The following is a 25690-nucleotide window of genomic DNA, read 5'->3' on the forward strand; positions in this document are numbered from 1 at the left end:
AGGTTTACACGATCGCCCCGCGTCGGACCTCGTCGAGGACCTTCTCGAGAAGGCCGGGTACGTTCCGGCCACCGAGGACGAGTTGGCGATCCAGCAGGCGATTCGCCGTCTCGCAGGAGGTCTCGCTGACGAGCGTGCAGCCGTGACACGCTGACAGGTTGAGGGACGAAGAGCCCTGGTGGTCGCTCTCGATGCAGACGGGATCGTTCGAGCAGACGTCCGCGTCGTTGAGGGCGGCAAGCAGCAGCGGGACGAGCTTGTCCGGTGCTCCGAGTCGGACGAGTCCGCCGAGCGTTCCCTGGGCATCGCCGGCGGCGGTGTAGATCAGGATGCCAGCGGTGTGGTCCGAGCGCTCGGAGTTGGCGTAGACGCGTTCCTGGAGTGCAGCCGACGCGTAGCCGCTGGCGAACGCGAGCCTGCGGATGAGTAGGTGGGCGATCGTGTGCAGGGCGATGAAGCGGGGTTCGGGGGCGTCGAGGCGGTGGGCCCAGGGGCTCGTCGCGCGTCGGTCCACCAGGATCTCGGCTCGGTCACGGACCTTTGGCAGGTTCTCCCATCGTGAGAGCCGCTCCTCGTCGAAGCGGAGGAAGATCCCCTCGCCGAACACCTCGACGGCCGGGTAGACCGGCATGCGCCGCCGATCGGGGCCGAGGTCGGCCGGGATGAAGTCGGCCTCGGCGTCGTGGCGTCGGAAGCCCTTGAGGGCCCGTACCTCCCGGACGCGCCGGACCTGACCGACGTCGACGAGGTGGCTCGTCAGAGAGGAGGGCCATTTCGGGTCGGTGGGGACCTTCCACCCGTCGACGACGAAGTCGCCTGCGGCGTCGTCCCTTCCGGCTTCGAGCTTCCCGAGGAACGCGGCCCACTCGCCGTCCTTAAGATCGAGGAGAGGGGTGTCCGCGGAGTCGTCGTCCCCGGCCGCGACGCGCTTGACCTCCTCCGCGGTCACCCCGACCTCGGCCGCGATCCATTCGGCCACCATCTCAGCCTGCGGACCGCCGTTGTCGGCGACCATCCTGTCGAAGTAGACGTGGCCTCGGATGCGGTCCGTGACCTGCACGGACTGCGGACGTTCCTCGGGGATGTCCAGGGCCGAGAGGCGTTCGGCGATGTAGTTGCCGGTGGCACCGCGCTGGACGGCGACGAGCCGGTGGTCGCAGGCGTCTCCAGGCTTCGGCTCTTCCCAGGGTTGGGTGCCGTCGCAACGGATGTAGTCGCGGTGCAGGGAGTCCTCGCCGGCCAGATCGGAGAGCGGGCGGGAGCGCTTGCACGCGGTGCAGTGGACGCGGAGCGCGGCCAGACCCTCACCGTGCCGCATCGAGCGGACGAACTTCAGTTCCGTGAACGCGCGGCAGTGTCGTACGACCTCGGTGATGCCACCGTCGGTGCCGCGGTGCGCCCACTTGAACCAGGGAATGTCCTGGATGTGGCTGCCCCTCCGGCAGACGGCGACGTAGCGCATCGGAACGAGCGCCCCGCCGCAGGCGCACTTGTTGATCCAACGGCCGTTCTTCTTGCCGGTGAACTTGGAGAGTCGCGTGCACTGCTCGCAGAACCGCCATGCTGGGAAGCGCCAGTAGAGCAGATGGTCGGTGTCCTTGGCCGCCCGCCCGGCGTGAGCGGGTGCCTGGCGCAGCACGCCGGCGCCCAGCCGCTCGAGCAGCCGGTCGCAGCTGATCTCCGGGGCCTGCTTGCGGTCCCACCACGAGGTGTCGGGGGCGATCAGTGACTCCCCGAGTACGTCCACCACAGCCCCCACGCCGAAGGGCGTGATCGTCTCCGAGAGACGCAGGTCATGCAGGATTCGTTCCACGGTCGGCTCCTTCCGACGGCTCGCGCACCTGTACGGCGACGTTCGGTTCGACGGACCGCATCGAGTCGCCGACGAGCCAGCCCTCCCTGTTCTGGTCGAATCGCTTCAGCAGCGCCCGATCCTCGGCCTTCTTGTACTCGTACAGCAGTGGGGCGCGGTCGTCGCGGGCGCGCTTCGCTCGGTGATCCCACTCGTTCAGCAGCCGCCACACCTGGGCCGCCGTCTCCTCGGCCTCGATGTCCTCCGAGCGGCTCACCAGGGCGACGAACGCCGAGACGATCCTCTCGACCGCCTCACGCATCCGGTCGTCGTCCAGATCGAGGCGGTCCGCGGCGTCGTTCGCGGCGAGGGGCGGCAGCGAGTGCCGCAGTAGCGCCACGAGAGCGCCCGCCAGCGACCGCTCGCGGGAGGCCGTCGACCAGGGGGTGACGCTCGTCGGTTCGACGTTGCGGTAGAGCGCCTCGTGGAAACCGCGGAAGGACTCGAAGTGCGAACGGTCGCGTGCCCGGTTGGAGCGGAACAGCGTCGTGACGATGCCGTTGTTCGACCCGCGGCCGACCCGGCTGGTGGCCTGGATGTACTCCGAGGTCGTCTTCGGCTGGCCGACCATCAGCATCAGGGCCAGGCGGGGGATGTCGATGCCGACGGAGAGCATATTGGAGGACAGGACGACGTCGACGGCATCGCTGGTGACGTCGGCGCTGCGGCCGAGTTCGCGCAGGTCGTTGGGCAGCTCCTCCGGACCCCGCCTACTGGTGAGTTCCAGCACCCGCTCCGCCCTGACGCGGCGCAGCGGCAGGGCCAGCCGGTCCGAGCGCGGTTCGAGGCGCCCGTTGACGTCGTCGACCACCAGTGTCCCGGTGCGCCCGAGCTCGCGGAGGCTGTTGTGGTACATCACGGTGGTCCAGTACGAGTCGCGCGTGCCTCCCGAGTCGGGGGTCCGGGCGAGCACCTCCGGGATCTCGATCAGCGGCGACGCCGCGGAGATGACTGCGGAGACCTGGGACAGGGACTGCGGCATCAGCCCGACGTAGAGGCGGCCCTCGCCGCTCTCGATGGGGCGGGAGAAGAAGGTGCGGTCCCCGTCGAGTCCCGCCGGCGGATACAGGGCGACGTCGCGCCCGTACAGCCCTCGGACCTGCTCGGCGGAGGCGCGGATCGTGGCCGTCGAGGCGATGATCTTGGGCGGGATGCCACCCCGACTCAGAAGTAGCTGGATCACGGCATCGAAGACGGCGACCGTCGTGCCGAGCGGGCCCGACAGCAGATGGAGCTCGTCCTGGATGATCATCGACGGCTGCAGGTAGGGCCTACCGAGGCCGAGGAGGGCGCCCGCCGTGGTGTTGAACTGCAGGCGGGCGAACTTGTCGACGGTCGCGAGCAGGATCGTCGGCGGATCCTCGTAGAGGACCTCGTCGACCACGGCCACGGGGAGTCCCCCGCTGAACCGGCAGTCGCCGTCGGTGCAGTGGACGAGGACGTCGTTGCCGACGAGCCGGAAGCCGTACCGGCCCGGGTCCATGCTCCTGGAAGCGGGCACGAGCGGGGCGCCGCACCACGGACAGCCCTCAATCTGGAACCTGTTCGCCTCCTCGGGCTTCGCGGCCTTGTGCAGACGGTCGAGGGCGCCCTTGGCGTCGGCCCTTGAACGGGGCGTGACCTCGTTGCCGACCCAGAGCCCGATGGAGAACCGGGCCATCCCCGCCGTCCGCGGGTCGTCGTGCCGTAGAAGCTCCATCGCGCAGACGAGCGAGGCCGCACGCTGGAACTGCTGGGCGGTCAGGAGGCGCAACGTGTAGCGGGTGATCACCGCGGTGCCAGCGCCCTTGGCCCCGTGGACGAGCCGGCGGCGGAAGACTTCGATCGCCGCAAGACCGAGATAAGCCTCCGTCTTGCCGCCACCGGTGGGGAACCAGATCAGATCTACGAGCTCCCGGTCGGAGTGTGTCTCGTCGACGGTGGAGGCCAGCGCAACTAGCAGAAAGCCGAGCTGGAAGGGGCGCCATCGGGGCTCCTCCACGTTATCCACGGCCCCGTCGCGCTTGATCGAAGTCTGGCGAATCTGCAGCCTCATCGCGGTCATACCCAGTGCGAACGCGATCCTCAGCCTGTCCTGCTCCGGGGCGCGTAGAAGGTCGACGCCGTCCGCCATCCGGTCCGCGGCAGTGCGTGCCCGGTGGGTGATCGCCCGTGCGACCGGGGTGTCCGCACCGAAGCCCTCGACGCGCCCCTGCTGCTCTGAGACCCAGTCGGAGAAGGCCCGGACGAACGCGTCGAGCATCGGTACGACCTCCTCCGGCCGGGTGTCGATCCGTGACAGGTTCTCCAGCAGCAGTGCCCGGGTCGCCTCCGAATCCACGTCGAACCCGACGGTCTCCACGGCGGGTACCACGAACGACGGCACGGGAGCCAGGAGGACGCGCGTGCACACACCGTCCTCGACTTTCCAGTCGGCCGCCATGCCGTGTCCCACCGCGTAGACCTTCTTGTCGCGGTAACGAAAGCGCAGTTCCGCCGACTCGCCGTCCACGTCGAAGGACCTCGGCACGTCGTACTCCAGGATCTGGCCACCGGGAGCCGGCATGGCGTGGAGAGCGACCTGGAAGAGCATCCGGGCGATGTCCTGCCGGTCGTTGTCCTGCGACTGCGACCGTACACGCGCGTGGACCGTCACCAGATGGGCGTCTCCGTAGCGACGCCATCTCGAGCCGATCTCGAACTCGACCTCGCCCGCCCGAAGTGAATGCGGGGCTAGCTTCTGGGCGAGCTCCAGCCCCTCGAAGGAGAACGGGCGGCGTCGCCAGCGCGGCGGACCGTCGTCCGGGACCGGTTCGTATGTGCCTCCGGAGAAGTCGCAGAGCACCGTGGGCCGGTCCGTGACGAAGGAGATCGCGACGGACGACGGGCGCCAGTCCTCGGCAAGGGGCACGGACGCGCCGCCCTCCTCCACCTCTCCCTGAGGCACGTCCGCCTCGACGTCGTCCGCGATCCCGGCCGTGGACTCCGCTTCCGCGACGGCAGGACTGTACGGCATCGGCGGGAACAGCATTCCGACGGCGTACTGCCGGTCCGGCAGGTTGAACACCACCTCGTCGTCGCCGCCGTCTGGTCCGACGTAGGCCGCTCGAAGGTGCTTCAGGACGCTCCTCTGCGCCGCGGTCATGGTCATGCGGTCTCCAGCCGGTATCGGACGAGCTGCTGGAGGCGCCGCCTGTCGTCCTTGGACGCGACCACGTGCAACGAGACCCGGGCGCGGGTGACCGCGACGTAGAGCGCCGCCGTCCCGGTCTCGTCGAAGGTCGTGGGCAGATCGCAGACGACGACGTGTTCCGCCTCCAGGCCCTTGGCGTACCGCGGGCTCGTCACGATGAATCCGTTGCCCGTTCTGGCCGGAGCGTCGGTGGACGCGACGCCGACGATCCAGATGTCGTCCTTGCGGATTCCGTCGGCGACCAGCTTCCCGGCGACGGCCTCGGCCTCGTCGACGCCGGCGTCCCCGCCGGGTGTGTGCCACTGGACCTTCTCACCGTGCACGATGCCCGGGTCCCCGACGTCGGCGCCCAGGTACTCCTGGACCATGTGCACCATCGCCCGGGTGTTGCGCACGTTGAGACTGAGGTCGAACAGGGAGGCCTCGGGGTTGACGAGTTCGAGGATCTCCTCGTCGTAGTTCCCGTCGACGTGCGCCTGGTTGTTCATGTCGAGGAACATGCGCCACCGGCCCGCGGCCCGTCCGCCCGCGACGACCTGGTCGAGTGTGTCCATCGCCTCGGCGGTCATCAGATCCTGCGCCTCGTCGACGAACACGGCGTCGTAGATCTTGTCGGGCCCGAGTCGGTGGAACGGAACGATGTCGATGTCGAGGTTGACCACGTGGGGGGCGAAGAAACTCAGGAGCTCGGGGGAGTGGAAGGTGATCAGGACGGAGCGTCCCTGGTCCGCCTCCTGCTTGGCCGCCTCCGCGAGGACGAGTGACTTGCCCGTGCCAGCGCCGCCGAACACCATGATCCGGGGGTTTCGCGCCATCGAGGCGAGGACCCGAGCCTGGCCGGCGGTGGCGTGGTTCTGCTCCTCGATGACCGCGCCGCGCTGGGCGTCGACGACGGGCATGCGCGTGAACTCCCCGAACAGGCGCGTGCGCAGCTCCTCCGTCCGGGCGAGCCTCCGGTTCCCCGGAGGCGCCACCGAGGCCTTCGCGATCAGGTCGAGGGCGGCCGTCAGCCTTGTGACGGTCATGTCGTCCTTCGCCAGCCAGTGGGTCGGGCGCCATTCGATCGCGTGTGGGGGCGTGGGGATGTCGGGCGTGACGACGACGGCCTCGTGCGGGAACCAGCCGGCGCCCTCCTCCTGGAGGACGTCCCTCAGCGCGTACATGGCGGACTCGGCCTGCTTCATCGGAGGGTCGGACAACTTGTGCCAGTCGCCACGTCGGTCGACGCTGTACCACGTCCCGTCGTGTTTGCCGACCCCGCCCCCCTTCACCTCGACGACGATCACGACCTTCTTCCACAGGATGACGAAGTCCGCCTCTGCCCGCTGCTTGTAGGCGTGCGAGCGCAACCGCACCGAGTGGAAGGCGACGGCCTCGGGGTCGCCCTCCACGTCCCGCAGCAGACGGGCGAGCCTGAGCTCGGCGTCACTTGCGGCGTTGCGCTCGATATCCTTCAGGCCGGGTACGAGGATCACGCGCGCTGCTCCTGCCACAGGTCCTCGTACTCGCGGTACCCGAGGAACGAATTGACGTCTCCGAAGTTGTCGGCCATGTCCACGATCAGGCACATCTCCTTTCCACCGTTCTTCGGGCCACGCAGGCCGCGGCCGGCCATCTGGATGTAGGCGTTGGGGCTGAAGGTCGGACGGGCGATGTAGAGAGCCCGCACGCCCGGTGCGTCGAAGCCCTGGATCAACAGGTCGCAGTTGGCCAGGACACGGATCTTCCTGGCCTTGAACCGTTCGATGATGTCGCGGCGCTCCTGCCGGCCGGTCTGCCCGCTCACCGAGGCCGCCGCGACGCCGCGGTATCGCAGCGTCGCGGCGAGTACCTGGGCGGACAGGACGCTCGGGGCGAACACGAGTACCGGCCAATCCGGATCGCGGCTAATGATGTCCTCGACCAGGGTCTTCATCCGGACGTGGCTCTGGCCGATGCGGTCCAGAACGGCCGGGCTGATGCGTCGCAGCCGTGTGGCCTCGTCGCGCTCCTCGTCCTTGAGGACGACCTTGATGCCGTCGAGCACCTCGTGCTCGACCCGTGCCAGCACTCCGCGTGCGACGAGTTCCTCGTAGACGTTCCCCTCGAACGCCTTGAGCTTGTGCTTGCCGAATCGGCTCGCGAGAGCTGCGGTCCCTGTCGTGGACCTGCCTTTGAACGGCGTCGCGGAAAGGCCCACCAGAGGCCGCTCCCAGCCACGTCCGGCCACGCCGAGCCAGTTCAGGATCCGGGTATAGCGCTCGGACTCGCCCGCACGGTGTCCCTCGTCGACGATGACGGCCGAGGCCCTGCTCAACCACTCGTACTCGGCCGCGCCCAGGACGACGTCGAGCTTGGCGTCCGTGGCCACCACGACGCTGAACTCGGTGTCCGGCTGGTGTACGACGTTGTTCTCCCATAGACGTCCGATCGTCAGCGGACGCTCGTCACCGAGCCCCCGCCACACCGTGCTCCAGGTTTGTACAGCCTGCTCGCAGAGCTCCGACGACTGCGCGATCCACAGCACCGGGCCGCAGAGACGGCCCTCGGTGAAGAGCCTGAGAACGGTCTCCACCGCGACGCGGGTCTTGCCGGCACCGGTCGGCAGTTCCACCATCGCCTTCCGGTGGCGGCCGTTCTCTTCGAGGCGCGTGAGCACGTCGGCTAGCCGATGACTGATATCAGCCTGGAAGTCGTGGAGGTTGTTGAGCTTCACGGCGCCCGGGACGACGAACTCGGCGGGCTGGCGTTCGGTCCTACGGCCGGCGTACTCGGCCGGGAACCCCATTCTCCGCAGCCAGGAGACGGTCAGGGCGCCGCCGGCCCACGTCGTCGGAACGTCGGGGAAGCCCATGTCCCGGAACAGGGGGACGAGCAGTCTGATCGAATCCGCGCCGTAGACTTTGAGGAAGAGGTCGGCGACGGATGTGTCGTCGTCGACCAGACCCTGCGCCTCGAGTGCCTGCCACAGGCCCTTGGGCAAGGCGTCGCGCAGGTCGTCGGGTCCGATGTAGACGTCGAGCCGTTCCTCGTCGCTCGTGGCGGCGAGGGCCTCCTGACGGAGCAGCTCGAGTCTGTCACCGATGCCGGCCTTGCGGACGTCCTCGAGTTCGGCGTTCGTCAGACGCAGCTCGAAGGCGTCGTTGACGATGTGCAGGAGGCGTTGCTCGTCCGCGTCGCCGCGAGCGACCAGATCATGCCCGTCGAGGTGCCACTTGAGCGAGTCGTCCTCGACGCCGTCGTCCTTAGTCACCCGCTTGACCACCTGGACGGCCCTGGTGATCGTGGCGTCGACCAGGCGGTCGGCCACGAGTGTGCCGCGGAGCCCGGTGAAGACGTCGAGCACCCGCTCGCTCTCCTGTACGCCCTCGACGATCATCGAGAAGGCGAAGCTGTCCTCGAACCGGCCGCAACCCGCCAGCGCGACGAGTTCGTCGGCCTGTTCGTCCGTCACTCTCAGGCGGGGACGCTGACGTGTAGAGAGGTAGTCCTCCTGCTCGTCCGTGGTGGCGAGATACACCGACGACGGGGAACGTCGCTCGATCACGCGCCCCACCCTGGCGGGGATTCCGGGGGGTCGGGTGCCGGGATAGGCGACACGGCACGCCGTCCGGACGAAGTCGACGAGCACGGTGTCCCGGGTGTGCGGATCGAACAGCGGTGCGTCGAGCGCTTCCCTGAACACGTGGGCGGGCACCGCGTCGAGCTCGTCCGGCAGTTCCAGGACGTCGGCTACCCGCTGGGACCCCTTGAACAGCGGAAGCAGGCTTGCGTACTGCACGAGGGACGGCGCCACCACGTCGGTGGGCGCGTGGAACCCTCGGTTCGACTGGAGCAGCCCGGCCTGCTCCACCGCCCAACGGACCGGTGACCGGACGGAGTGCACCGCGCCCGTGTCGAGGTCCTCGCAGGTCCAGTCCTGGTCACCAGCCTGAAGCAGCCCGGTTGTCCAGTTCGCGCGCAAGTGCTTCGACGCGCCCTCGTCGCGCAGGAGCAACAGAACGGAGAATGGACCCGGACCCGCACTGGGGAGGAAGTCGATGTTCTCGAGCGGACGTTCGCCCGGGCCCCGCTGGGCGTTGAGCGTCTCCAGGACCCACTCCCGGTACCGCCAGAGGCACGGCTCGTCCTCGAGCGCGTAGTCCTTCACGGGGGCGCGGACGACCCCGAGCCCGTGGGCGACCACTGGCAGGCAGCGTTCGCGGTCCAACGACCTCCTCGTGTGGTCGTCGCCCAACGGCTCATCGAGGTCGAGAACTTGGTGAGGCCAGGCCCAACCGCCTGCGAGAGTGGGCACCTTGACCGTGGCTGGGTGATCGGCGATAGCCTTGAGCGCGACGGCGCCGGGGACGCCTCGGACCGCGGTCCAGAGTTTGACGAACTCGTCGTCGCCCGATTCGGTCGACAGGGCGGCGAGGCGCGCGTTGAGGATTGCGAGAGGGTCCAGGTCCCGGAAACCGGTTCCCCTGAGGCCAGCCTCCACCCCCGGTTGTGTCAGGAAGCCCGCGGAGACGAAGACCGCCCCCTCGATCTCGACTCCCTCCTCCTGGTGCAGGAAGACGGTGTTCCTGTCGCCGATTGCGTGGAGGCCGTCGCTGGTGGGGATCACTTTGGCCCGCTCGATGTCGGGCAGGCTCCGGTGCCCGAGCGCGAACTTGAACGCGTTCGCCGCGGACGGCGCATCCGTTCCCTCGGCCCACTCGCGTAGCCAGGAGAGTAGCCCACGCTTCCGCAGCTCCGTCAGCGCCCGCTTCATGTCCCGGTCGTCCTGGTCGAGGACGCCGCGGGACGGCGACGCCGCGAAAAGCTGCCGAAGACGGGTGAACCGTTGTCGGGACGCGTAACAACGCCAGTGCGGAACGTCGTCGCCGGTGTTCGGGGAGTGGATCCACGCCTGATGGACGGTCTGATCGACCTCGACGGCGAAGTCCAGCGGAGTGAGTTCGGAGGTGTTCCGCAACGTGCCCGTGGCGTCGGGGACGAGTGTGTGGGAGGCTGAGATCCCCGGTACGTGCGCGCACAAGTACTCGTCGCCGAACGAGAGCTGCTCCCTTCCTCGTGCCGGCATGTAGTCGAAGTGGGCCGCTTGGTCGTCGGATGTGGCCACCAGCGGCAGCACGTCGACGAACATCTCCGACAGCGTTCCGAGGATCTCCCGGTTGTACTTGTTCCTGAGCAGCGTCGTCCGGTCGTCGTTCACGCTCCACGGGGCGTTGAAGAGCGCCGACGCCGACGTCTGGTCCTGGAGCGGGAAGTAGGACCAGAACCGCCCGATGCGCTGCCTCGCGTGGCGCCTCGGAACCGCGACGGTGACCTTGACCTGATTGCGGGAGACGGCCTCCCCGACCTGCCGGCGGGCCTCCGGGGAAGGTGTGTGCATCCGGTTCTCGACGATCCACTCGTCGCCGTTGCCGTCGGGGTCCTCGATCCTGAAGACGCCTCCCCCCAGGTCCCGGGACGTGTGCGTCGTCTCGAACGAGTCGTGACCGAGCACTCTGAGCCTCACCTCCCGCACGGCGCCGGCGAAGAGGAGGAACTCCGAGGAGAACTCCTCGATCTCCCCGCGGATCCTGTCGAGGCCGGACGCGTCCGAGAGCTTCACGACCGTGGATGCCCAGGACGCGAGCCCCGCGAGAACGGGGTCCTCCGCGAACGCGGCGTCCGGCTCGAGGACCGTCGCGGTGCGGAGAACCGGATACCGCTTCACGGCCGACGTGATCTTGGCGATTTCATCCCGGGCCACAGGAGAGTTGAACTCGAACGACACCGAACGGCTGAACACCTGAGGGGCGCTCGAGACCGCGAGAACGGACTTGAACCCGAGGCCGAACCGCCCGATCTCGTCGCCCCGCTTGCCGCTGAGATGCGCGTGAGTGATCGCGGTGAGCCCGTTCCTCGAGAACGGGCGACCGTCGTTGGCGCAGTAGAGAGTCCGACTCTCCGTGTCGAGGACGATCTCGACGCGACCGGTGAACCCGCCCTCGTCCCCGCCTACGCCCGACATCGCGTCGGCGGCGTTCTGAACCAACTCCAGGAGCGTGCGGGTGGCGTATCCCCCGACCCGGATGGACTCCTCATGGTTCGCGTGCTCGGAGACGAGGTGCGGATTCGCTCGGTAGGAGGCGATGGCCCTGTCGAACTGGGTCTCGACCTCCTCCACGAGACACGAGTCCGGCGTCCAGGACCGTCGTGCCGTCGTCACAGGTGGGTGCTCCTCGCGTCCAGGTCTTGCGCGCTGCGGCCAGTCGTACATCCGCTCGGAGCGGTCTGAGACGTCCTGGAGCCACGCGACATCGGGTATGGAGATCCTCTGTGGGCGGGGTCGCCCGACCCACCCGCCCGAGGACGACATCGATGGCTGCCAGCCGGGCTGTGTGCCGATCTTTCAGTCCGACCCCCGCATGTCACCGCTTGCCGGCAGGACGTGTACGTCCCCCGCAGATCCCCACTGCACAGGACTCTAGACCACGGGATCTGACGGGAAGACGGATCCGGGATGAGTGGCCTAACCGAGATCTTCCGATCCGCACGGGGGTGGCGGGACTACCGTCGCTCGACGTCGAAACGTGCGGAACGGGGATGTCATCTGGGCCCGGTATCCGGGGTCTTGGTGGCCTGAGTGATCATCGGTGCGGGACGACGAGCGGAGATCGGTGAGGGCCCGCCCCTCGAACCCGGTCGACCTGTTCGATCACCAGGCGGGCCGCCTCCTCGGCGGGGACGTGTTCCCAGATGCGGATGACCGCCCATCCGTGGTCTTGCAGCAGTCGTACCGTCTCGGCGTCGCGAGCTCTGTTCTTCTCCAGCTTCTCGACCCAGAAGGCCCGGTTCGTCGCGGGCACGCCGTGATGTTCCGGGCAGTAGTGCCAGTAGCAGCCGTCCACGAAGACCGCGACCTTGTCTTTCGTAAAGACCACGTCGGCGGTCCGGCGCAGGGTGGGTACCGGCCGGGCGGCCACGCGATACCTGAGCCCGGCGCGATGCAGTAGCGATCGCAGGCGCAGCTCGGGCGTGGTGTCTCTGCCCGTGTTCGAGCGCATGGACGCCCGTGTCGCGGGGGAGGAGGCCCACGAGTCCGGGGGTAGTGAGGTCTCGGTGAGCAGTCCGGCCTCCTGGGCGAGGTGCCAGCCCTCGCGCAGGTTGGCGGCTCGCGTGGGGTGATCCACCTCACCCAGGGATACGTTCTTCCGATGTCCGTCGGCCGACCACCGCAGGGCCGCCTTGACCCGGCCGGTCCGTGCGGATCTGTTCAGCACGACGCTCGCGGGCCGGAGTCGCCCTTCGCCCACGTCCACCAGGCGGTGGTCGTGGCCTCCGGCGGCCCGGTCCTGTTCCCTTGAGCGCTGGGCCGTGCCGAGCCCCGGCTTGGGCCGCCATGAGCGGTCCGTCGGCTTCGACGACCCGACTGGAGCTGCGACAGTCACCGATGATCCCCTACCCGTCGTGCGTGTGCTCTGGAGTCGACGATACGGCCGCCGGCCGACGGAGGGCAGCCCTGCCCGTCGGAACGGGGCGGAATCAGGGCCGGCGTGATGCCCCCCTCGCGTAGTAGAGTCTAGGTTTGCTCTGTGTGTTGTTCCCGATAGGGCTGGCCGGCTAGAGTGCCTGCATGGCCGACACCCCTTCCACGACCAGCGCATTCGATCCGCCTCACAGTGGGAAGTCCCCGCACTCCGGGGACTTCCGGGTGATCGATCTCTTCGCGGGTTGTGGCGGGTTGACCAAGGGATTCGTCGACGCCAGGTACCACGGGAAGTCGGTCTACCGCCCCATCGCCGCGGTGGAGCTCGACAAGGCCGCCGCGGCCACCTATGAGGCGAACTTCGGCGCCCACATCCACCAGGGCGACATCGCCGACTGGGTGAATCGCGAGGCGGGAATCCCCAAGGCCGACGTGGTCCTCGGCGGCCCGCCGTGCCAGGGTTTCTCCAGGCTCGGAAACCAGGATCCCGACGACGAGCGCAACCAGCTGTGGCGTCACTATCTGACCGTCGTCGCCGCCGCCGAGCCGAAGTTCTTCGTGATGGAGAACGTCGACGCCTTCAGGCAATCCCCAGAATTCGCTCTCCTCGTGAACGAGACCCGGCCCGGAGGCCTCCTCGAGGACTACCTCATCCGACACGACCTGATCAACGCCGACGATCACGGCGTGCCCCAACGTCGGAAGCGGACCATTCTCGTCGGGGCGCGGAAGGACCTCACTGCCCCCGGTTCGGGCAAGCGGCTCGGCCAGCTGTCGGAGATGGAACTCGTCGACCTCCTGATCCCCGGGCCGACCGTCAACCGGCCACGCACCGTCTGGCAGACGATCTCCGAGCTCGTCCTGAAGAAGCAGACCCCGCAGCTGCCCGCTCGAGGGTTGACGGTCAACGGCGTTCCGGGCCCGTACTCCATGGACGAACTGCACCTTCGGCGAAGCGGCATCACCCAGAAGTCGATGAAGCGCTACGCCGCCATCCCAGAGGGCGGGAACCGGTTCGACATCCCGTTCGAGCTGCTGTCCGCCTGCTGGAAGAAGCACAAGAGCGGCTCCGGCGACGTCATGGGCCGGCTGTACCGCGACAAGCCCTCCGTGACGATCCGGACCGAGTTCTTCAAGCCGGAGAAGGGTCGATACCTCCACCCCTGGCTTCACCGCCCGATCACCCACCTTGAGGCGGCGCTCCTGCAGAGCTTCCCCATGGACTTCAAGTGGTGCGGAAGCCGTAACCAGATCGCCCGCCAGATCGGCAACGCCGTGCCCGTCGGCCTCGCCCGCGCCATCGCGGAGCATCTCGCACCGCTTCTGTCGGCCCAGACCGAACAGGTCCCCGCGCCCGCTCCGAAGCGTCGCCGTCGCACCGAGGAACCGGTCCTCGTCGCGGCGTGACCCCCGTGGGGCGTGCTCGACCGTGACATCAGTGCGTATGGGAACGATGATCGCGTTGCGGTACGGTCATCACGTTGTGGGGGCCGGCCGAACAGGGGTTTCGCGCCGGATCGGGTGTGGGTGGAAGGGCATCTGTGGACGAGTTCGACGCGCAGTACGAGCACTTCCGGGGTTTGATCAAGCTGCATACACCGGAGCAGGCCCTTGCGATGCTCAAGCTGTTCCGAGTGGACGAGGACATCGTCAAGCGCATCGGCGAGCGCCATCAGCGGGAGACCATCCAGATCCGCGACAAGCGCCAACCCGGCTCGGTCGTCCGCAACAACCGGGAGACCTGGTACGTCGGCCCGCAGGAGGGCGACCGCTGCTGGCCCGCGTTCCACGACCTGCTGGGAAGGCAGCCGTCCTGGCACGGCGACGGCCTCCGGGACCTCGACGCCGCCTCCACCAAGGTCGTCTCGCTGCTCGACCACCCCAAGGAGAAGGAGTTCTCCACCCGCGGCCTCGTCGTGGGCTACGTACAGTCCGGCAAGACCACCAACTTCACGGCTCTGATCGCCAAGGCCGCGGACGCCGGATACAAGTTCTTCATCGTGCTCGCCGGCATCCACAACGGTCTCCGCCGGCAGACACAGCTGCGCCTCGAGCGGCAACTCCTCCAGCCGGTGATCGATCAATGGCATCCCCTCACCGGAGCCGAAGGCGACTTCGAACCGCCCGCTGGCAACCCCGCCGCGTTCTTCACCCACAAGAGCCAGCAACACGTCCTGTGCGTGGTGAAGAAGAACGTCCCCAGGCTCAGGAAGCTCAAGGACTGGCTGGAGAAGGCCCCCGAGTACCTGAAGAACTGTCCGACGCTCATCATCGACGACGAAGCGGACCAGGCGAGCATCGCGTCGAAGCGGACCAACCCGCTGATCCGCGAGATCATCGACCTCTTCCCCCGTGGCGGGTACGTCGGATACACCGCCACCCCCTTCGCGAACCTCCTCATCGACCCGACGGCCAAGGACCTCTATCCGCGGGACTTCATCGTCAACCTGCCGAAGCCACGCGGCCACTTCGGTACCGAGGTCCTGTTCGGGCGGGAACCGTTGGACGGGGAGGATCCGCAGGAGGTACCCGACGGCTACGACATGATCCGGACCGTGCCGGAGGAGGAGGTCGCGCTCGTCCGACCGGGCCGGGAGGAGACCGACGGATTCAGCCCCGAGATCGACGGCTCCCTCCGCACCGCAGTCCTCTACTTCTGGCTCGCCACAGCGGCCCGACGCGTGCGCGGACGGGGCGTGCCCCACTCGACGATGCTCGTCCATACCAGCGTCAGCACGGTGGTCCACCAGAGCTTCGAGGAACCGCTCAAGCGCTTCAAGTCCACGATGTCGGACATGATCACGGCCGAGGAGCCGGAGCTCCTCGACGAACTGCGTGAGCTGTGGGACACGGAAACGGCCCGGGTGCCCGGGGCGGACCTGGGCGAGCGGAAGGTGCCCTTCGAGGACCTCCTCCCGAAGCTCCCCGGCGTCGTCGACGACTGCCGCGTCGTCCTCGACAACTCCAAGAGCCTCGAACGTCTCGACTACGAGACCGGCCCGATCGTCGCCATCGCCGTCGGCGGCAACACGCTCTCCCGCGGTCTGACTCTCGAAGGCCTCGCCGTCAGCTACTTCGTCCGAGGCGCCTCCACCTACGACACCCTGCTCCAGATGGGCCGGTGGTTCGGATTCCGCGACGGCTACGCCGACCTCCCCCGCATCTGGATGACCGACGAATTGCGAGACTGGTTCCGCCACATCGCCACCGTGGAGTCGGAGATGAGGCGGGACATCGACTCCTACATGATCGAGGACAAGACCCCGCTGACCTTCGCCGTCCGGCTCCGCAACCATCCCGCGCTGCGCATCACCGCCGCTACCAAGATGCGGGACGCGGTCAAGGCCAGTGCCGCCTACGGGGGGCAGCGAGTGCAGACCCGCTACTTCCGCACCGCGGACGCGGAATGGCTCCGGGCCAACCGGAAGGCCGCTGGCGAGCTCGTCGAGCAGGCTCTCCGCGTCGGCGGGGCCCGTCACGAGGATCGTTCGGCCCAGGGCCGGCACCTGCTGCGCGACGTTCCCTACGACATGGTCCTCGACTTCCTCGGCCACTACCGCTTCCACGAGAAGTCGATGGACTGCGACGCGGATCTGCTCCGTCGGTACGTGGAGAGGCGGCTCAAGGCGCCGGGCGGTGGGGCGTTGAAGCGGTGGAACGTGGCGATCATCGGCAAGCCGCTCACCGAGGATCCCGAAGCCGCCTACGAGTTCGCCCCGGGCGTCGCCGTGAACCGGGTGATCCGTGCGAAGTTGGAGAGCGCTCACGACGCCGCCGACATCAAGACCCTCATGAGCCGTCGGGACGCCGGCGTCGACCTCGACCTGAGCGGGTTCGAGGAGATGACGGAGAAGGTCCTGAAGGTGGCCCGCCAGACGCAGTGTCCCGAGACCGCTCTGCTGACCCTCTACCCGATCGACCGGATCTCTCCCCCCACGAAGGAACGCCGCGTACCGCTGGATGCCGCCGACCACGTCATCGGGGTCGGTCTCGTCTTCCCCCTGCCCCGCGGTGAGGACAGCGAGGTCGAGTGGTACAGCGCCGATCTCTCCGGCGTCGTCCACGACGACGAGTTCGACACGATCGACGAGGACGAGCTCGCCCTCCTGATGGAGGACGACGGCAGATGAGCGCGCCCGACCTCCGTCTCGTCCTCGACGAACACTGGCGAGGTCTCGACGCGGCGCCGGTCGCGGCGGGATACGTCCTGAGAACCTCCTCCCTTCCGGTGACGACTGCCCATGGTCCGCTCCTGGCGGCGGTCGACGCGGACGGCATGAGGCACCTTCTGATACCGCTGGCGACGCGACAGCGACTCTCGGCGGGCGTCGCCAGCGGATCGCTTCGGATCTTCGAGCGCCCGCTCGAAGACGACGAGAGCTACGGCCGCTTCGCCGACATAGCCTGCACCAGCCGCGAACTCGACGATGTGTTCACCGGCCTCTGCCGCGACGTGCTCGTCGCGCTGGCGGCCGACGGCGAGCGGCCCTATCGTGCCGCCCGCGCGGTCGTGGAGCGCTGGCGCCGGCTGTTCAGCGGCGGCCGGCGCCCTCTGACGGACGAACAGATCGTGGGTCTCTTCGGGGAGCTCCTCGTTCTGATCCGCCTGCTGGAATGCGACCCGGGAGCCGTCTGTCACTGGGCGGGCCCCGAGGGCGAGCGACACGACTTCACCGACGGCCGCCTTGCCGTGGAGGTGAAGAGCAGCGCCGCAGCCTCCGAACGGAGGCTCCTCCGGATCCACGGACTCGACCAACTCGAACCGCCGGAGCACGGCGAGCTGTTCATCGCCTGGCATCGCCTTCAGCCGGACCCACGAGGGCGCACCCTCGACGAACTCGTGGCACACGCGAGGGAACTGTGCGACGACGAGGCCGCGTTCCTGTCCAAGCTCGCCCGCCTCGGCTACCACCCGTCCGACCAGGACCAGTACGGCCTGCGGCTCACCCCGGTGGAGAGCCGCTGGTACCCCGTCGATGACGGTTTCCCGAGACTCACCACGACCTCCATACCGGGCGTGGACGTACCAGCGGGAGTCCTCGACGTCCGCTACACCGTGGACCTCGCCGGAGTCCGGACCGACCGCCTTGACGACGAGGCCGTGAACGACGTCCTCGCCCGGATGGGAGAGCCGACGTGACCACGACGCCACGCTGGCTGTCCGAGTCCTACGGACCCGGTGGAGGAGGAGCGGCCGAGGGCATACTCCGACACCTCGACGCCACCGAACTCGATCCGCTGACCCTTCTCGTCCGCGAGTCGGCGCAGAACAGCTGGGACGCCCGGACCGGCGACGGCCCGGTCGACTACCACGTCGAGCTGCGTTCCCTGAGCCCCACCGAAGCGCCGATCTGGCGGGACCTGCTCCTCGAGAACGCCCCCACGACCGAACACCTCGAACTGCGCGCCTCCCTCGCTCGACCGGTCATCCGCGTCCTCACGGTCACCGACACCGGCACCAAGGGGCTCGGCGGCCCGACTCGCGCCGACGTCGTCGCCGATGGCGACAGCGACTTCGCCTCCTTCGTCCGCAAGACCGGCAGCTCCCAGGACCTCGACAGTCGCGGCGGCACCTACGGCTACGGCAAGGTGGTCTTCCACCTCGCCTCCAAGGCGCATACGGTCCTCGTCCACACCCGCTGCCGAGTCGGCGGCCGTCTGGAGACCCGACTCATTGGTTGGGCTATCCACGAGAGCTACAGCACCGACACTGTCGAGGGTCCGAAGACGTTCACCGGCCGGCATTACTGGGGACGCGTCCAGGACGGCTACGTCGAACCGCTCGTCGGAGAGGAAGCCGACGAGGTCGCCCGAAGGCTCGGCCTGAGGGCGTTGCCCGAAGGCGAGACCGGCACCACCGTCGCGGTGATCGAACCCGGATTCGGAGAGCGGGACGACGCCGAGGCGATGCGCTGGATCGCCGACGCGATCGTCTGGAACCTCTGGCCCAAGATGCTCCCCGAAGGCGGGCAACCGCCGATGCGGTTCTCGATCGCGTACGACGGGACGGACGTCCCCGTCCCCCGTCCGTCCGAGGTGCCGCACCTGCGCCCGTTCCTCTGGGCCCACGGCGACATGAACGTCTTCATCGAACACAAGACGAGGAAAAGACCGCTGGGACGCTTCGGCGTACGCAAGTTCATCGCACCCCCAGGCAAGCCGCCGAGAGCCGCCCAGGAGGCCGGAATCGGGGGCCGGCTGCATCACACTTGCCTCATGCGCCCTGTGGACCTCGTGGTGAAGTACCTCGAAGGCCCGCCGTTCTTCGAGGAGCACGGGGGCTACGCCGCCGTCTTCCGCGCCGACGAGTGCATGGACCGCACCTTCGCGCTCTCCGAACCGGCCAGCCATGACAACTGGATGGTGGACCGGCTGCAGGACCTGGACGAGCGCAGGCTCGCGAAGCACGCCCTGAAGAAGATCGCGGACGAGATGAAGGCCGCCTCCGGACCCGCCGCCGTCGTGAACAACGCCGGGGACGGAGTCTCGCTCGCCGGTATGAGCAAGATGATGGCGGGGCTGATGGCGGGCGCCCCCGGACTCGGTGGCTCCGCGGTCTTCCCGGCGACCGGCGACACACGGTCCCCGGGACCGGCCAGCGGCCGTCCGGGAGCCGACGCCTCGGACACCGGGGAAGCCGGGTCGAACCTGCCCGACCGCCCCGTGGCACACGGCCGACGTGGCGCCAGGCTGCGTTACCTGGACGAGCCGTTCCACGACACCGTGGACGGTCGCGCCGTCCTCGTGCAGAGATTCGAGCTGGTCGACACCGGAGAACAGACGGTCCGAAGCCGACTCGCGGTGGCGCTGAACGACGCCCTGGGTCGAGAGGGCGAACCGCCACGGGGCGCGTTCGTGCCGACCGTGCTCGGGTGGCGGTCGGATACGGGGGAGATCCATAGATCCGATGAACTCTCCGCGGACGGAGGAGACGGGCGGGTCTGGGCGCTGATCGTCACGCCCGCACCCGACACCGTGACCGAGATCGTCATGGTCTCGGAGCGGAAGGGCGGTGACGTGTGAGCCGTCGGGCCTACCCTTACCGACGCCCGCACCCGCATGCGGTGACCACCGACGGATGGCTCCTCAAACAGGAGGACGGCGAGGGCGTCCCGCTCCCGCCCTCAGTCGTCGACTGGGACTACCAACGCGATCTCGAACTCGAATGTACCGTCGAGGTGGACCTCGACACGGTCCGAGAGAGCGCGGCGCTGCCCCCGGACGCCGAACTCGCCCTCACGACCGTGTGGAGCTCGTCCGGCTCCGGCCTACGTATGCTTGCGGCCGAGGAGCGACTGACCGGGGAGGGGAGGCGATCGGTGCACCTGGCCTTCACGGCCCTCGGACGAGACAGCGGAGGCGTGCTCTCGATCGACACCCAGATGATCCTCACCAAGCACCTCGACAACCCCGACCCGACGGGACCAAGGCGCGCCGGCTCCATTCTGTGGCAGCACCGTAAACAGGTCCGCCTCCAAGGTGACGCCTCACAGTTCCCGATGGCCGTCGTCGACTTCGCGGAGGCGGGCTATCCGGAGGAGGCGCCCTGGTACCTGGACATCGGGCCCAACCTCGAAGCCGCGACCATGGGCGCGGTCCTGCTGCTGGTCAACAGCCGAACCACGATCGTCCTCGACGCAATGCGGAGGGCCGAGAAGGCGACCCACGCGGAACGGCTCATCCAGTCGGCACTCCGTCAGGACGTCGTGCGGCTCATGATCGAGCACGCCGTCGGCAACGAGGACCTCGACGACGAATCGACCTTCGAGCCGGACACTCTGGGCCACATGCTTCTCGGCGCAGTCCGCACACACCTACCCGACACGACGCTGGCCTCGCTTAGACTCATGCGACGCAGCGACCCGTCGTACTTCTCCGCCAGTGTGCAGAGTGCCGTCGGCCTCTTCGCGAAGGACTCGTGATGGCGTATCTCTACCCACGCCTGCTCGCCGGAGCGGCCAAGGAACTGAGGGCGTCGTACCTCGACAAGTCGCCCGACGAACTGAGCGGCTGTGTCGCGCAGTCGCACCTCGCCATGTTCTACGCCGCGACCGGTGGCGTACGGCTACCCCCGGAGCGACTGCTGAGGCTTCGGGCCGCCATCGTCAACGCGGCCCGCGAGAGTGGCTTCCCGGCCCCGCACAACCGGAAGCAGGCCAGCGGGTTCGACATTGCTGTGGCCGAGATCCTCCATCGGGACTCGGGGATCATCCCCGCCGAGGCGGTCGCGGGCGATCTCTGGGCCTTCCTCTCCCTCGTGGTCATGCCCGACGTGGCCGCGTGGCGATACACCGACTTTCACCACGACCGGGTCCTGGGCACGGACGTCACCCGTCACGTCTTCGGTCGTCTCTGGTGGCGGGCCCATCTCGTCCACGATCGGGACGTTGGGGCCGAGGACCTCTACGCCGCCCTCTCCGTCCTCGGCGAGTCCGCCTTCGACCAGATCTACGCCCGCCGGACCTCCATCGGCGGCAGCCCCCACATCGTGCGCGGGATCCTCAGGGTCTGGCAGACAGTCGACATCCCCCTGGAGACGGTGACCGAGCGGGGCTTCCTCCGAGACCTCCTGAAACGGATCCTGAGACTTCAGGCTTTCGTATCCTTTGACTCGTTGTCCGTGGAGGACCTCGACGGAGAGCTCCGGACGCTCGTCGACGACTCGCTCCGAAGCTTTACCAGCCGAAGGTAGGATCGGGTTTCGTGGGTTCTGGCCTCGCCGGCCGGGAGGGTGGATACTGGCCGGGACTGTAGGGGCCGGTTTCGCGAACATTCACCCGGCGGCCATGACCGAGAATCCCAACAAGCAGGCGTCCGCCGGGCGCTACGGCGCCATCGGCACCTTCTTGGACAGCATCAAGTCCGCCCGTAGTTGGTGGCCGCATGGTGGTCGCCCTGGTCGCAGCGAAGTGGGCGCGTGGGCTGGGCGTTCGCGCCGGGCCCTGCGTCGGCGACCGGCGAGATGGTCGCGGAACTGCTCGATCAGATTCCTTGGGCGTTCCGTGCGTTGGGCGGGGTGGAGGGCGAGTTCGGCGCTGTCGAGGAGGCGGGCGATGGCGTCGACGGCTTCGCGTGCTGCCTGGCGTGTGAGGTGGCTGTAGATGTTCGTGGTGGTCGACAGGGTGCGGTGGCGCAGGGTCTTGGAGACGATCACGAACGGGACGCCGCCGTTGAGGGCGAGGGTGGTGGCGAGGTGTGGGCTTTACCCCGGCTTGTGGACACTTCTGAGAAGCGGATCCTCGGGTCCGTAGAGGGTGTCCTCATGGGTGCAGGAGGTGCTCGGGGGAGTTCAAGCGGGACGCGGTCGTGCTGGTGGAGTCCAGCGGGCGGCGGATCCGGCGGTCGCGCGTGAGCTGGGTGTCAACGCGGAGTCGCTGTGGCAGTGGGTCCAGTGCTCCCGGGCGGCCGCGGGCGCGTCCGGTGCGGGCGGTGAGCGCCCGATGGCGGCGGCGGAGTGCGAGGAAATGCGCAGGCTGCGCTGGCAGGTCCGCGAGCTGGAGCTGGAGAAGGAGATCCTGCGGAAGGCGGCCGCGTATTTTGCCAAGGAGATGATCCGACCGCGGGGCGCAATATACGTCGGGTGCGTTCGCCGAGGTCTGCCGGGAGCACGGGATACGGCGTTCGATGGGTCGGGTGGCTCCAGCTACGACAACGCGCTGGCCGAGTCGTTCTTCGCCGCATTGAAGTGCGAACTGCTCCACGGCTGACGCTGGCTGAACCGGCGCAGGCCCATATGGCGGTCTTCGGCTGGATGGCTTGGTGCAACCGGAGGCGGCGTCACTCCGCCCTCGGCTACCGCAGTCCGGTTGACTACGACTACGAACGGCAATGCGCCACGAGCGTCCTTGACCTGGACTTGGTCGCATAACAGGCGAGTGTCTACGGAATAGGGTAAAGCCCGCTCCGCTTGCGCAATATGGGAATGGTATATCGATCTGTGGGAAGAATGGCGAAGCTTGTGATGATGGTGAAGCATGAATCGACACAAGAGCATTGATCGCGCTCTGCTCACGACGGCTGCGGCGTTCGGCGCCGCCCTGACCCTCGGCGTCGCGCCGGCCGTGGCCGGTGCGGAGTCCTTGACCTGGGGGCGGCTTCCCATTCCGCCGCAGGGGAGCCTGAAGGGCATCACCGCAGTCGGTACCGGCACGGTGTTCGGGAACACCGAGTGGGACTGCGGGATACCAGGAGAGTCCGCGGTCTGTGGTCAGACGTGGCAGCTGAACGGCACGACCTGGAGTCAGTTCAAGCTCCCCGACAAGTTCGACATCACTCCACCGCCATCGCCGGGACCAGCGCCAACGACGTCTGGTTCGTGGGGTCGGGAATCACCGCCTCCGGGCTCGCCTACCACTGGGACGGCACAAGCTGGGTCGACCGTAGCCCGGGGGTGACGGGGTACTACGCCCGGGCCGCGGCCGCGGTGTCACCCACCAGTGCGTGGTCCGTCGGTACCTACACCTCCGGCTATGACCACCGCACCGACCAAGCCACTGTCGGCCACTGGAACGGGACCGAATGGACCGTCACCAAACTGCCGACGATCACCGGCAGGACCACGACTCTGAGCGCGGTGTCGGCCTCGTCGGGCAACGACATCTGGGCCTCCGGGGAGCAGTGCAAGCCCTTCGAGGCGGGGAACGGCCGGTGCCAGCCCTACCTGGCGCACTGGGACGGCACCAAGTGGTCGCAGGTGACCGTTCCGGACTTCTCGCCGCGCAGTACCGTGGCCACCAAAGTGATCAGCCGCAGCGGCGAGGTCTGGGTCGGGGGTCGGGAGACCGACCTGACCACCAGTACCCAGCCGGATCGGATGTTCACCCTGCACTGGGACGGCTCCAGCTGGACCAAGAACTACCTTCCGGTGACCGTCTCGGCCGACGGCTGGTACAGCTACCTCAACGGGTTCGCCTACCATGGCACCGAGCTGTTCGCCGGTGTCTCGCACACCAAGAACGAGGGAGTCGTGCGCTGGAACGGCCAGGCCTGGGAGCAGTACGCCGGCCCGCTCGCGACCTCGACCGTCAGCTCCCTGGTCGGCACTGTCGACGGGCGGGTTCTCGCTGCTGGAGACGGATCCGACGCGAGTGGCGCCCACGACTTCCTGGCATACCTTCCCGCATCTGCGCCGATGGCCGGGTAATCCCGGAGAGCCAGACCTGATTCTCCGTCCGGAGACGGACTGGCCGGGGCGCCACCAGTACGAGGTGGCGCCCCGGTCGTCTTCTCCGGGGGGACAACGGGGAGGTCCCGACTACGAAGCCGCAGGACCGCCCTCATGGAGGATGTCGGAGGAGCCGCGGATCGCAGGGCTGAGGACCGCCGCCACGGCGATGGCGGCCATGGCGGCGGCGACGCCCAGGATGGTGCTCGACGCGCCGTTGGAGGCGATGAGCACGCCGCCCGCCAGCATGCCGCAGGAGTTCGCCCCCGAGGCCAGCACTCCGCCGACTGCGGTCACCCGGCCCTGCATCTCGTCGGGGGTGATCCGGACCTGGTAGACGCCGCCCGCCACGTTCAGGAGGCCGGCGGTGAAGCTGATGCCGGAGAACAGTCCGCCCAGCAGCCAGGGGCTGGAGGTGAACGCGATCGGCACGATGAGCAGCGCCCAGGCGGTGAGCACACCGGTCACGATCTGCGGCGGCGTGAGCCGGTTCATCAACCACGAGCCGCTGAGCGCGCCGAGGATGCCGCCGACCCCCGCCAGCAGCCCCACGGCCCCGACCGAGGCCGGTGAGTGTCCGCTCTGTTTGATGACGGCCACCAGCGCGAGGCTGACGATCTGGAAGAGGAAGTTGCTGCCGGCCAGCAGCGCCGTCGCGGCCCGCACGAAGTGCTGCCCCCACACCCAGGCGAAGCCCTCGGCGAGTTCGGCCCGGATGCTGCGGGGCTTGGCCCGCCGCTCTGTCTGGAACCGCCCCCTGATGGTGAGCAGGGTGCCGAGGGCGGTCAGATGCGCCAGGGCGGTGAAGGCGAACGGCAACCAGGCCCCGGTCGCGTACAGGACGCTGCCCGTTGGCTGGCCGATCAGACCGGCCGCCTGTCCGCGGGCCTCGTTCTGCGAGAGCGCGGCCGAGAGGTGCTGGGAGTGTACCAGATTGCGGACGGCGGCCCGTTCGGCCAGCCGGTACAGGATCGTGCAACTTCCTTCCAGGAACGCCACAATGACGAGGTGTTGGATCCGGAAGTGGTGCGTCAGCAGGGCCGCTGCGACGCTGCCCATGGAGAGCACGCCCACCAGGTCGCAGGTGATCATCAGGCGGCGCCGGTCCAGACGGTCGACCAGGACGCCGGCCGGCAACTGGATCAGCAGCTGGGGGAGCAGTGCGGCGAAGCCCACGACGCCCGCGCCGACCAGCGACCCGGTGTACCAGACCACGAGCAGCGGGTACGCGGTCGTGGAGACGCGGGTGCCCAGAAGGGTGCTTCCGGCGCCGAGCCAGAGGCGGAGGAAGTCGCGATTGCGGCGAAGTGGGGGCGGTGCCTGCTGCTCCGCCGGCGCTTCCTTCGCGGGTGTCGGCTGCTTCGTCCCTTCCTTCTCCGGGGAGTCCTCCTCCGGCGTCGCTACGGCGGGGTCGGCCGGGACGGACTGGGTGGATGTCTCGGGGCTGCCCTTCCGGGCGGGGGTGACCTTCGCGGTGGAGGTGTCCTGCTGGTCGGACGTGGAGTCGTCCACGAGGCTCATGGCGGGATGACTCCTCAGTCTTCGGTGGGTCGGTCGTCGGTGCGGCCGATGAATTCGGATGTTCCGTTCGGAGGTTGGCGCGCGTGGTCACCGCTGAGGTACATCCGGGGGTGGGGTGCACTCACCCCAGTACGCCAGTTCACCCGCCAGATGCCGGGCCGACTGCTCCGCACGCACCGAACCCCCCTCGTGTGCTCACTTCTGTCATTCCTCCGCCTGCAGCGCAGCCGCAACCTCGCCGTCCAGCATCTGGTCGATCTCCTCCCGGATGCGCCGCTCGATGTCCTCGCTGATCTCGGCGATCGTCGAGCCTTCGAAGATCGCCCGCACGGGCAGGTCCACTTCGAATGCGGACTGGATCTGCGCGGTCAGCCGGATCGCCAGGATCGAGTTGCCGCCGCTCTGGAAGAAGTTGTCGTGGATCCCGAACTCGTGCCCGAGTAACTCGGTCCAGATCTCGGCGAGCCGTTGTTCGGTCGCTGTCGATGGTGCGATGTACTTCCGGGTCGTGTCGGGTTGGTTCCGGTCGGGTGTGGGGAG

At 68.2% G+C, this 25690-nt stretch carries 16 protein-coding genes; 8 read left to right on the forward strand and 8 right to left on the reverse strand.

The annotated features are described in order from the left end of the window. Positions 1–4: 4 nt before the first annotated feature. The 5 genes from drmB to ACFXHB_RS10620 all read right to left on the reverse strand — a co-directional run bounded on the left by drmB (position 5) and on the right by ACFXHB_RS10620 (position 12298). Positions 5–1813: a DrmB family protein gene (gene drmB / locus ACFXHB_RS10600; RefSeq protein ID WP_380573542.1), complete on the reverse strand. Its 1809-nt coding sequence runs from the start codon at positions 1811–1813 to the stop codon at positions 5–7. Next, positions 1794–4982 carry a helicase-related protein gene (locus ACFXHB_RS10605; RefSeq protein WP_380573543.1) on the reverse strand — a complete coding sequence of 1063 codons (3189 nt, stop codon included), beginning with the start codon at positions 4980–4982 and terminating at the stop codon, positions 1794–1796. Before ACFXHB_RS10605 ends, drmB begins: the two co-directional genes overlap by 20 nt. Beyond that, a complete protein-coding gene (locus tag ACFXHB_RS10610) occupies positions 4979–6499 on the reverse strand; it encodes an NERD domain-containing protein (protein WP_380573544.1) in 1521 nt (506 codons plus the stop codon). The genes ACFXHB_RS10605 and ACFXHB_RS10610 overlap by 4 nt, the downstream gene beginning before the upstream one ends. After that, positions 6496–11205, reverse strand: a complete 4710-nt coding sequence (locus tag ACFXHB_RS10615) for a sacsin N-terminal ATP-binding-like domain-containing protein (protein ID WP_380573545.1) — start codon at positions 11203–11205, stop codon at positions 6496–6498. Before ACFXHB_RS10615 ends, ACFXHB_RS10610 begins: the two co-directional genes overlap by 4 nt. 421 nt (positions 11206–11626) lie before the next feature. Further along, positions 11627–12298: a very short patch repair endonuclease gene (locus ACFXHB_RS10620; RefSeq protein WP_380573546.1), complete on the reverse strand. Its 672-nt coding sequence runs from the start codon at positions 12296–12298 to the stop codon at positions 11627–11629. Between the two features lie 314 nt (positions 12299–12612). Between ACFXHB_RS10620 and ACFXHB_RS10625 the strand changes: the two genes are divergently transcribed. The 6 genes from ACFXHB_RS10625 (at position 12613) to ACFXHB_RS10650 (ending at position 21157) form a co-directional block, all read left to right on the forward strand. After that, the gene (locus ACFXHB_RS10625; RefSeq protein ID WP_380573547.1) at positions 12613–13872 is read left to right on the forward strand and encodes a DNA cytosine methyltransferase; all 1260 of its coding nucleotides are present in this window, start codon (positions 12613–12615) and stop codon (positions 13870–13872) included. 134 nt (positions 13873–14006) lie between these two features. Further along, positions 14007–16595 carry a Z1 domain-containing protein gene (locus ACFXHB_RS10630; protein ID WP_380573548.1) on the forward strand — a complete coding sequence of 863 codons (2589 nt, stop codon included), beginning with the start codon at positions 14007–14009 and terminating at the stop codon, positions 16593–16595. Continuing rightward, complete coding sequence (locus ACFXHB_RS10635; protein WP_380573549.1) at positions 16592–17605, forward strand: PD-(D/E)XK motif protein; 1014 nt, start codon at positions 16592–16594, stop codon at positions 17603–17605. The genes ACFXHB_RS10630 and ACFXHB_RS10635 overlap by 4 nt, the downstream gene beginning before the upstream one ends. Further along, a complete protein-coding gene (locus ACFXHB_RS10640; RefSeq protein WP_380573550.1) occupies positions 17602–19488 on the forward strand; it encodes a hypothetical protein in 1887 nt (628 codons plus the stop codon). The genes ACFXHB_RS10635 and ACFXHB_RS10640 overlap by 4 nt, the downstream gene beginning before the upstream one ends. A 41-nt stretch (positions 19489–19529) precedes the next feature. After that, positions 19530–20387 (forward strand): hypothetical protein, encoded by an 858-nt coding sequence (locus ACFXHB_RS10645; protein WP_380573551.1) that lies wholly within the window; start codon positions 19530–19532, stop codon positions 20385–20387. After that, on the forward strand, positions 20387–21157 hold the full coding sequence (locus ACFXHB_RS10650) for a DUF6339 family protein (protein WP_380573552.1): 771 nt from the start codon (positions 20387–20389) through the stop codon (positions 21155–21157). The genes ACFXHB_RS10645 and ACFXHB_RS10650 overlap by 1 nt, the downstream gene beginning before the upstream one ends. 132 nt (positions 21158–21289) lie before the next feature. On the opposite strand, the gene ACFXHB_RS10655 is transcribed toward ACFXHB_RS10650, so the two are convergent. Then, positions 21290–21619: a hypothetical protein gene (locus ACFXHB_RS10655; RefSeq protein ID WP_380573554.1), complete on the reverse strand. Its 330-nt coding sequence runs from the start codon at positions 21617–21619 to the stop codon at positions 21290–21292. 112 nt (positions 21620–21731) lie between these two features. On the opposite strand from ACFXHB_RS10655, the gene ACFXHB_RS10660 reads away from it, so the two are divergent. Further along, positions 21732–22172 (forward strand): hypothetical protein, encoded by a 441-nt coding sequence (locus ACFXHB_RS10660; protein ID WP_380573555.1) that lies wholly within the window; start codon positions 21732–21734, stop codon positions 22170–22172. A 506-nt stretch (positions 22173–22678) separates the two neighbouring features. Next, positions 22679–23608, forward strand: coding sequence for a hypothetical protein (locus ACFXHB_RS10665; RefSeq protein ID WP_380573556.1), 930 nt, complete (start codon positions 22679–22681; stop codon positions 23606–23608). A gap of 111 nt (positions 23609–23719) precedes the next feature. On the opposite strand, the gene ACFXHB_RS10670 is transcribed toward ACFXHB_RS10665, so the two are convergent. Continuing rightward, positions 23720–25150 carry an MFS transporter gene (locus tag ACFXHB_RS10670; protein WP_380573557.1) on the reverse strand — a complete coding sequence of 477 codons (1431 nt, stop codon included), beginning with the start codon at positions 25148–25150 and terminating at the stop codon, positions 23720–23722. A 204-nt stretch (positions 25151–25354) separates the two neighbouring features. Continuing rightward, on the reverse strand, positions 25355–25690 hold a 336-nt coding region (locus tag ACFXHB_RS10675), incomplete at its 5' end, for a phosphopantetheine-binding protein (RefSeq protein ID WP_380573558.1).

This window comes from Kitasatospora sp. NPDC059327 (assembly GCF_042752535.1).
Lineage (GTDB): Bacteria > Actinomycetota > Actinomycetes > Streptomycetales > Streptomycetaceae > Kitasatospora.

Coding starts and splice junctions, on each gene's coding strand:
- ACFXHB_RS10625 (WP_380573547.1), top strand. CDS start 12,613: ATGGCCGACACCCCTTCCACGACCAGCGCATTCGATCCGCCTCACAGT.
- ACFXHB_RS10670 (WP_380573557.1), bottom strand. CDS start 25,150: ATGAGCCTCGTGGACGACTCCACGTCCGACCAGCAGGACACCTCCACC.
- ACFXHB_RS10635 (WP_380573549.1), top strand. CDS start 16,592: ATGAGCGCGCCCGACCTCCGTCTCGTCCTCGACGAACACTGGCGAGGT.
- ACFXHB_RS10650 (WP_380573552.1), top strand. CDS start 20,387: ATGGCGTATCTCTACCCACGCCTGCTCGCCGGAGCGGCCAAGGAACTG.
- ACFXHB_RS10605 (WP_380573543.1), bottom strand. CDS start 4,982: ATGACCATGACCGCGGCGCAGAGGAGCGTCCTGAAGCACCTTCGAGCG.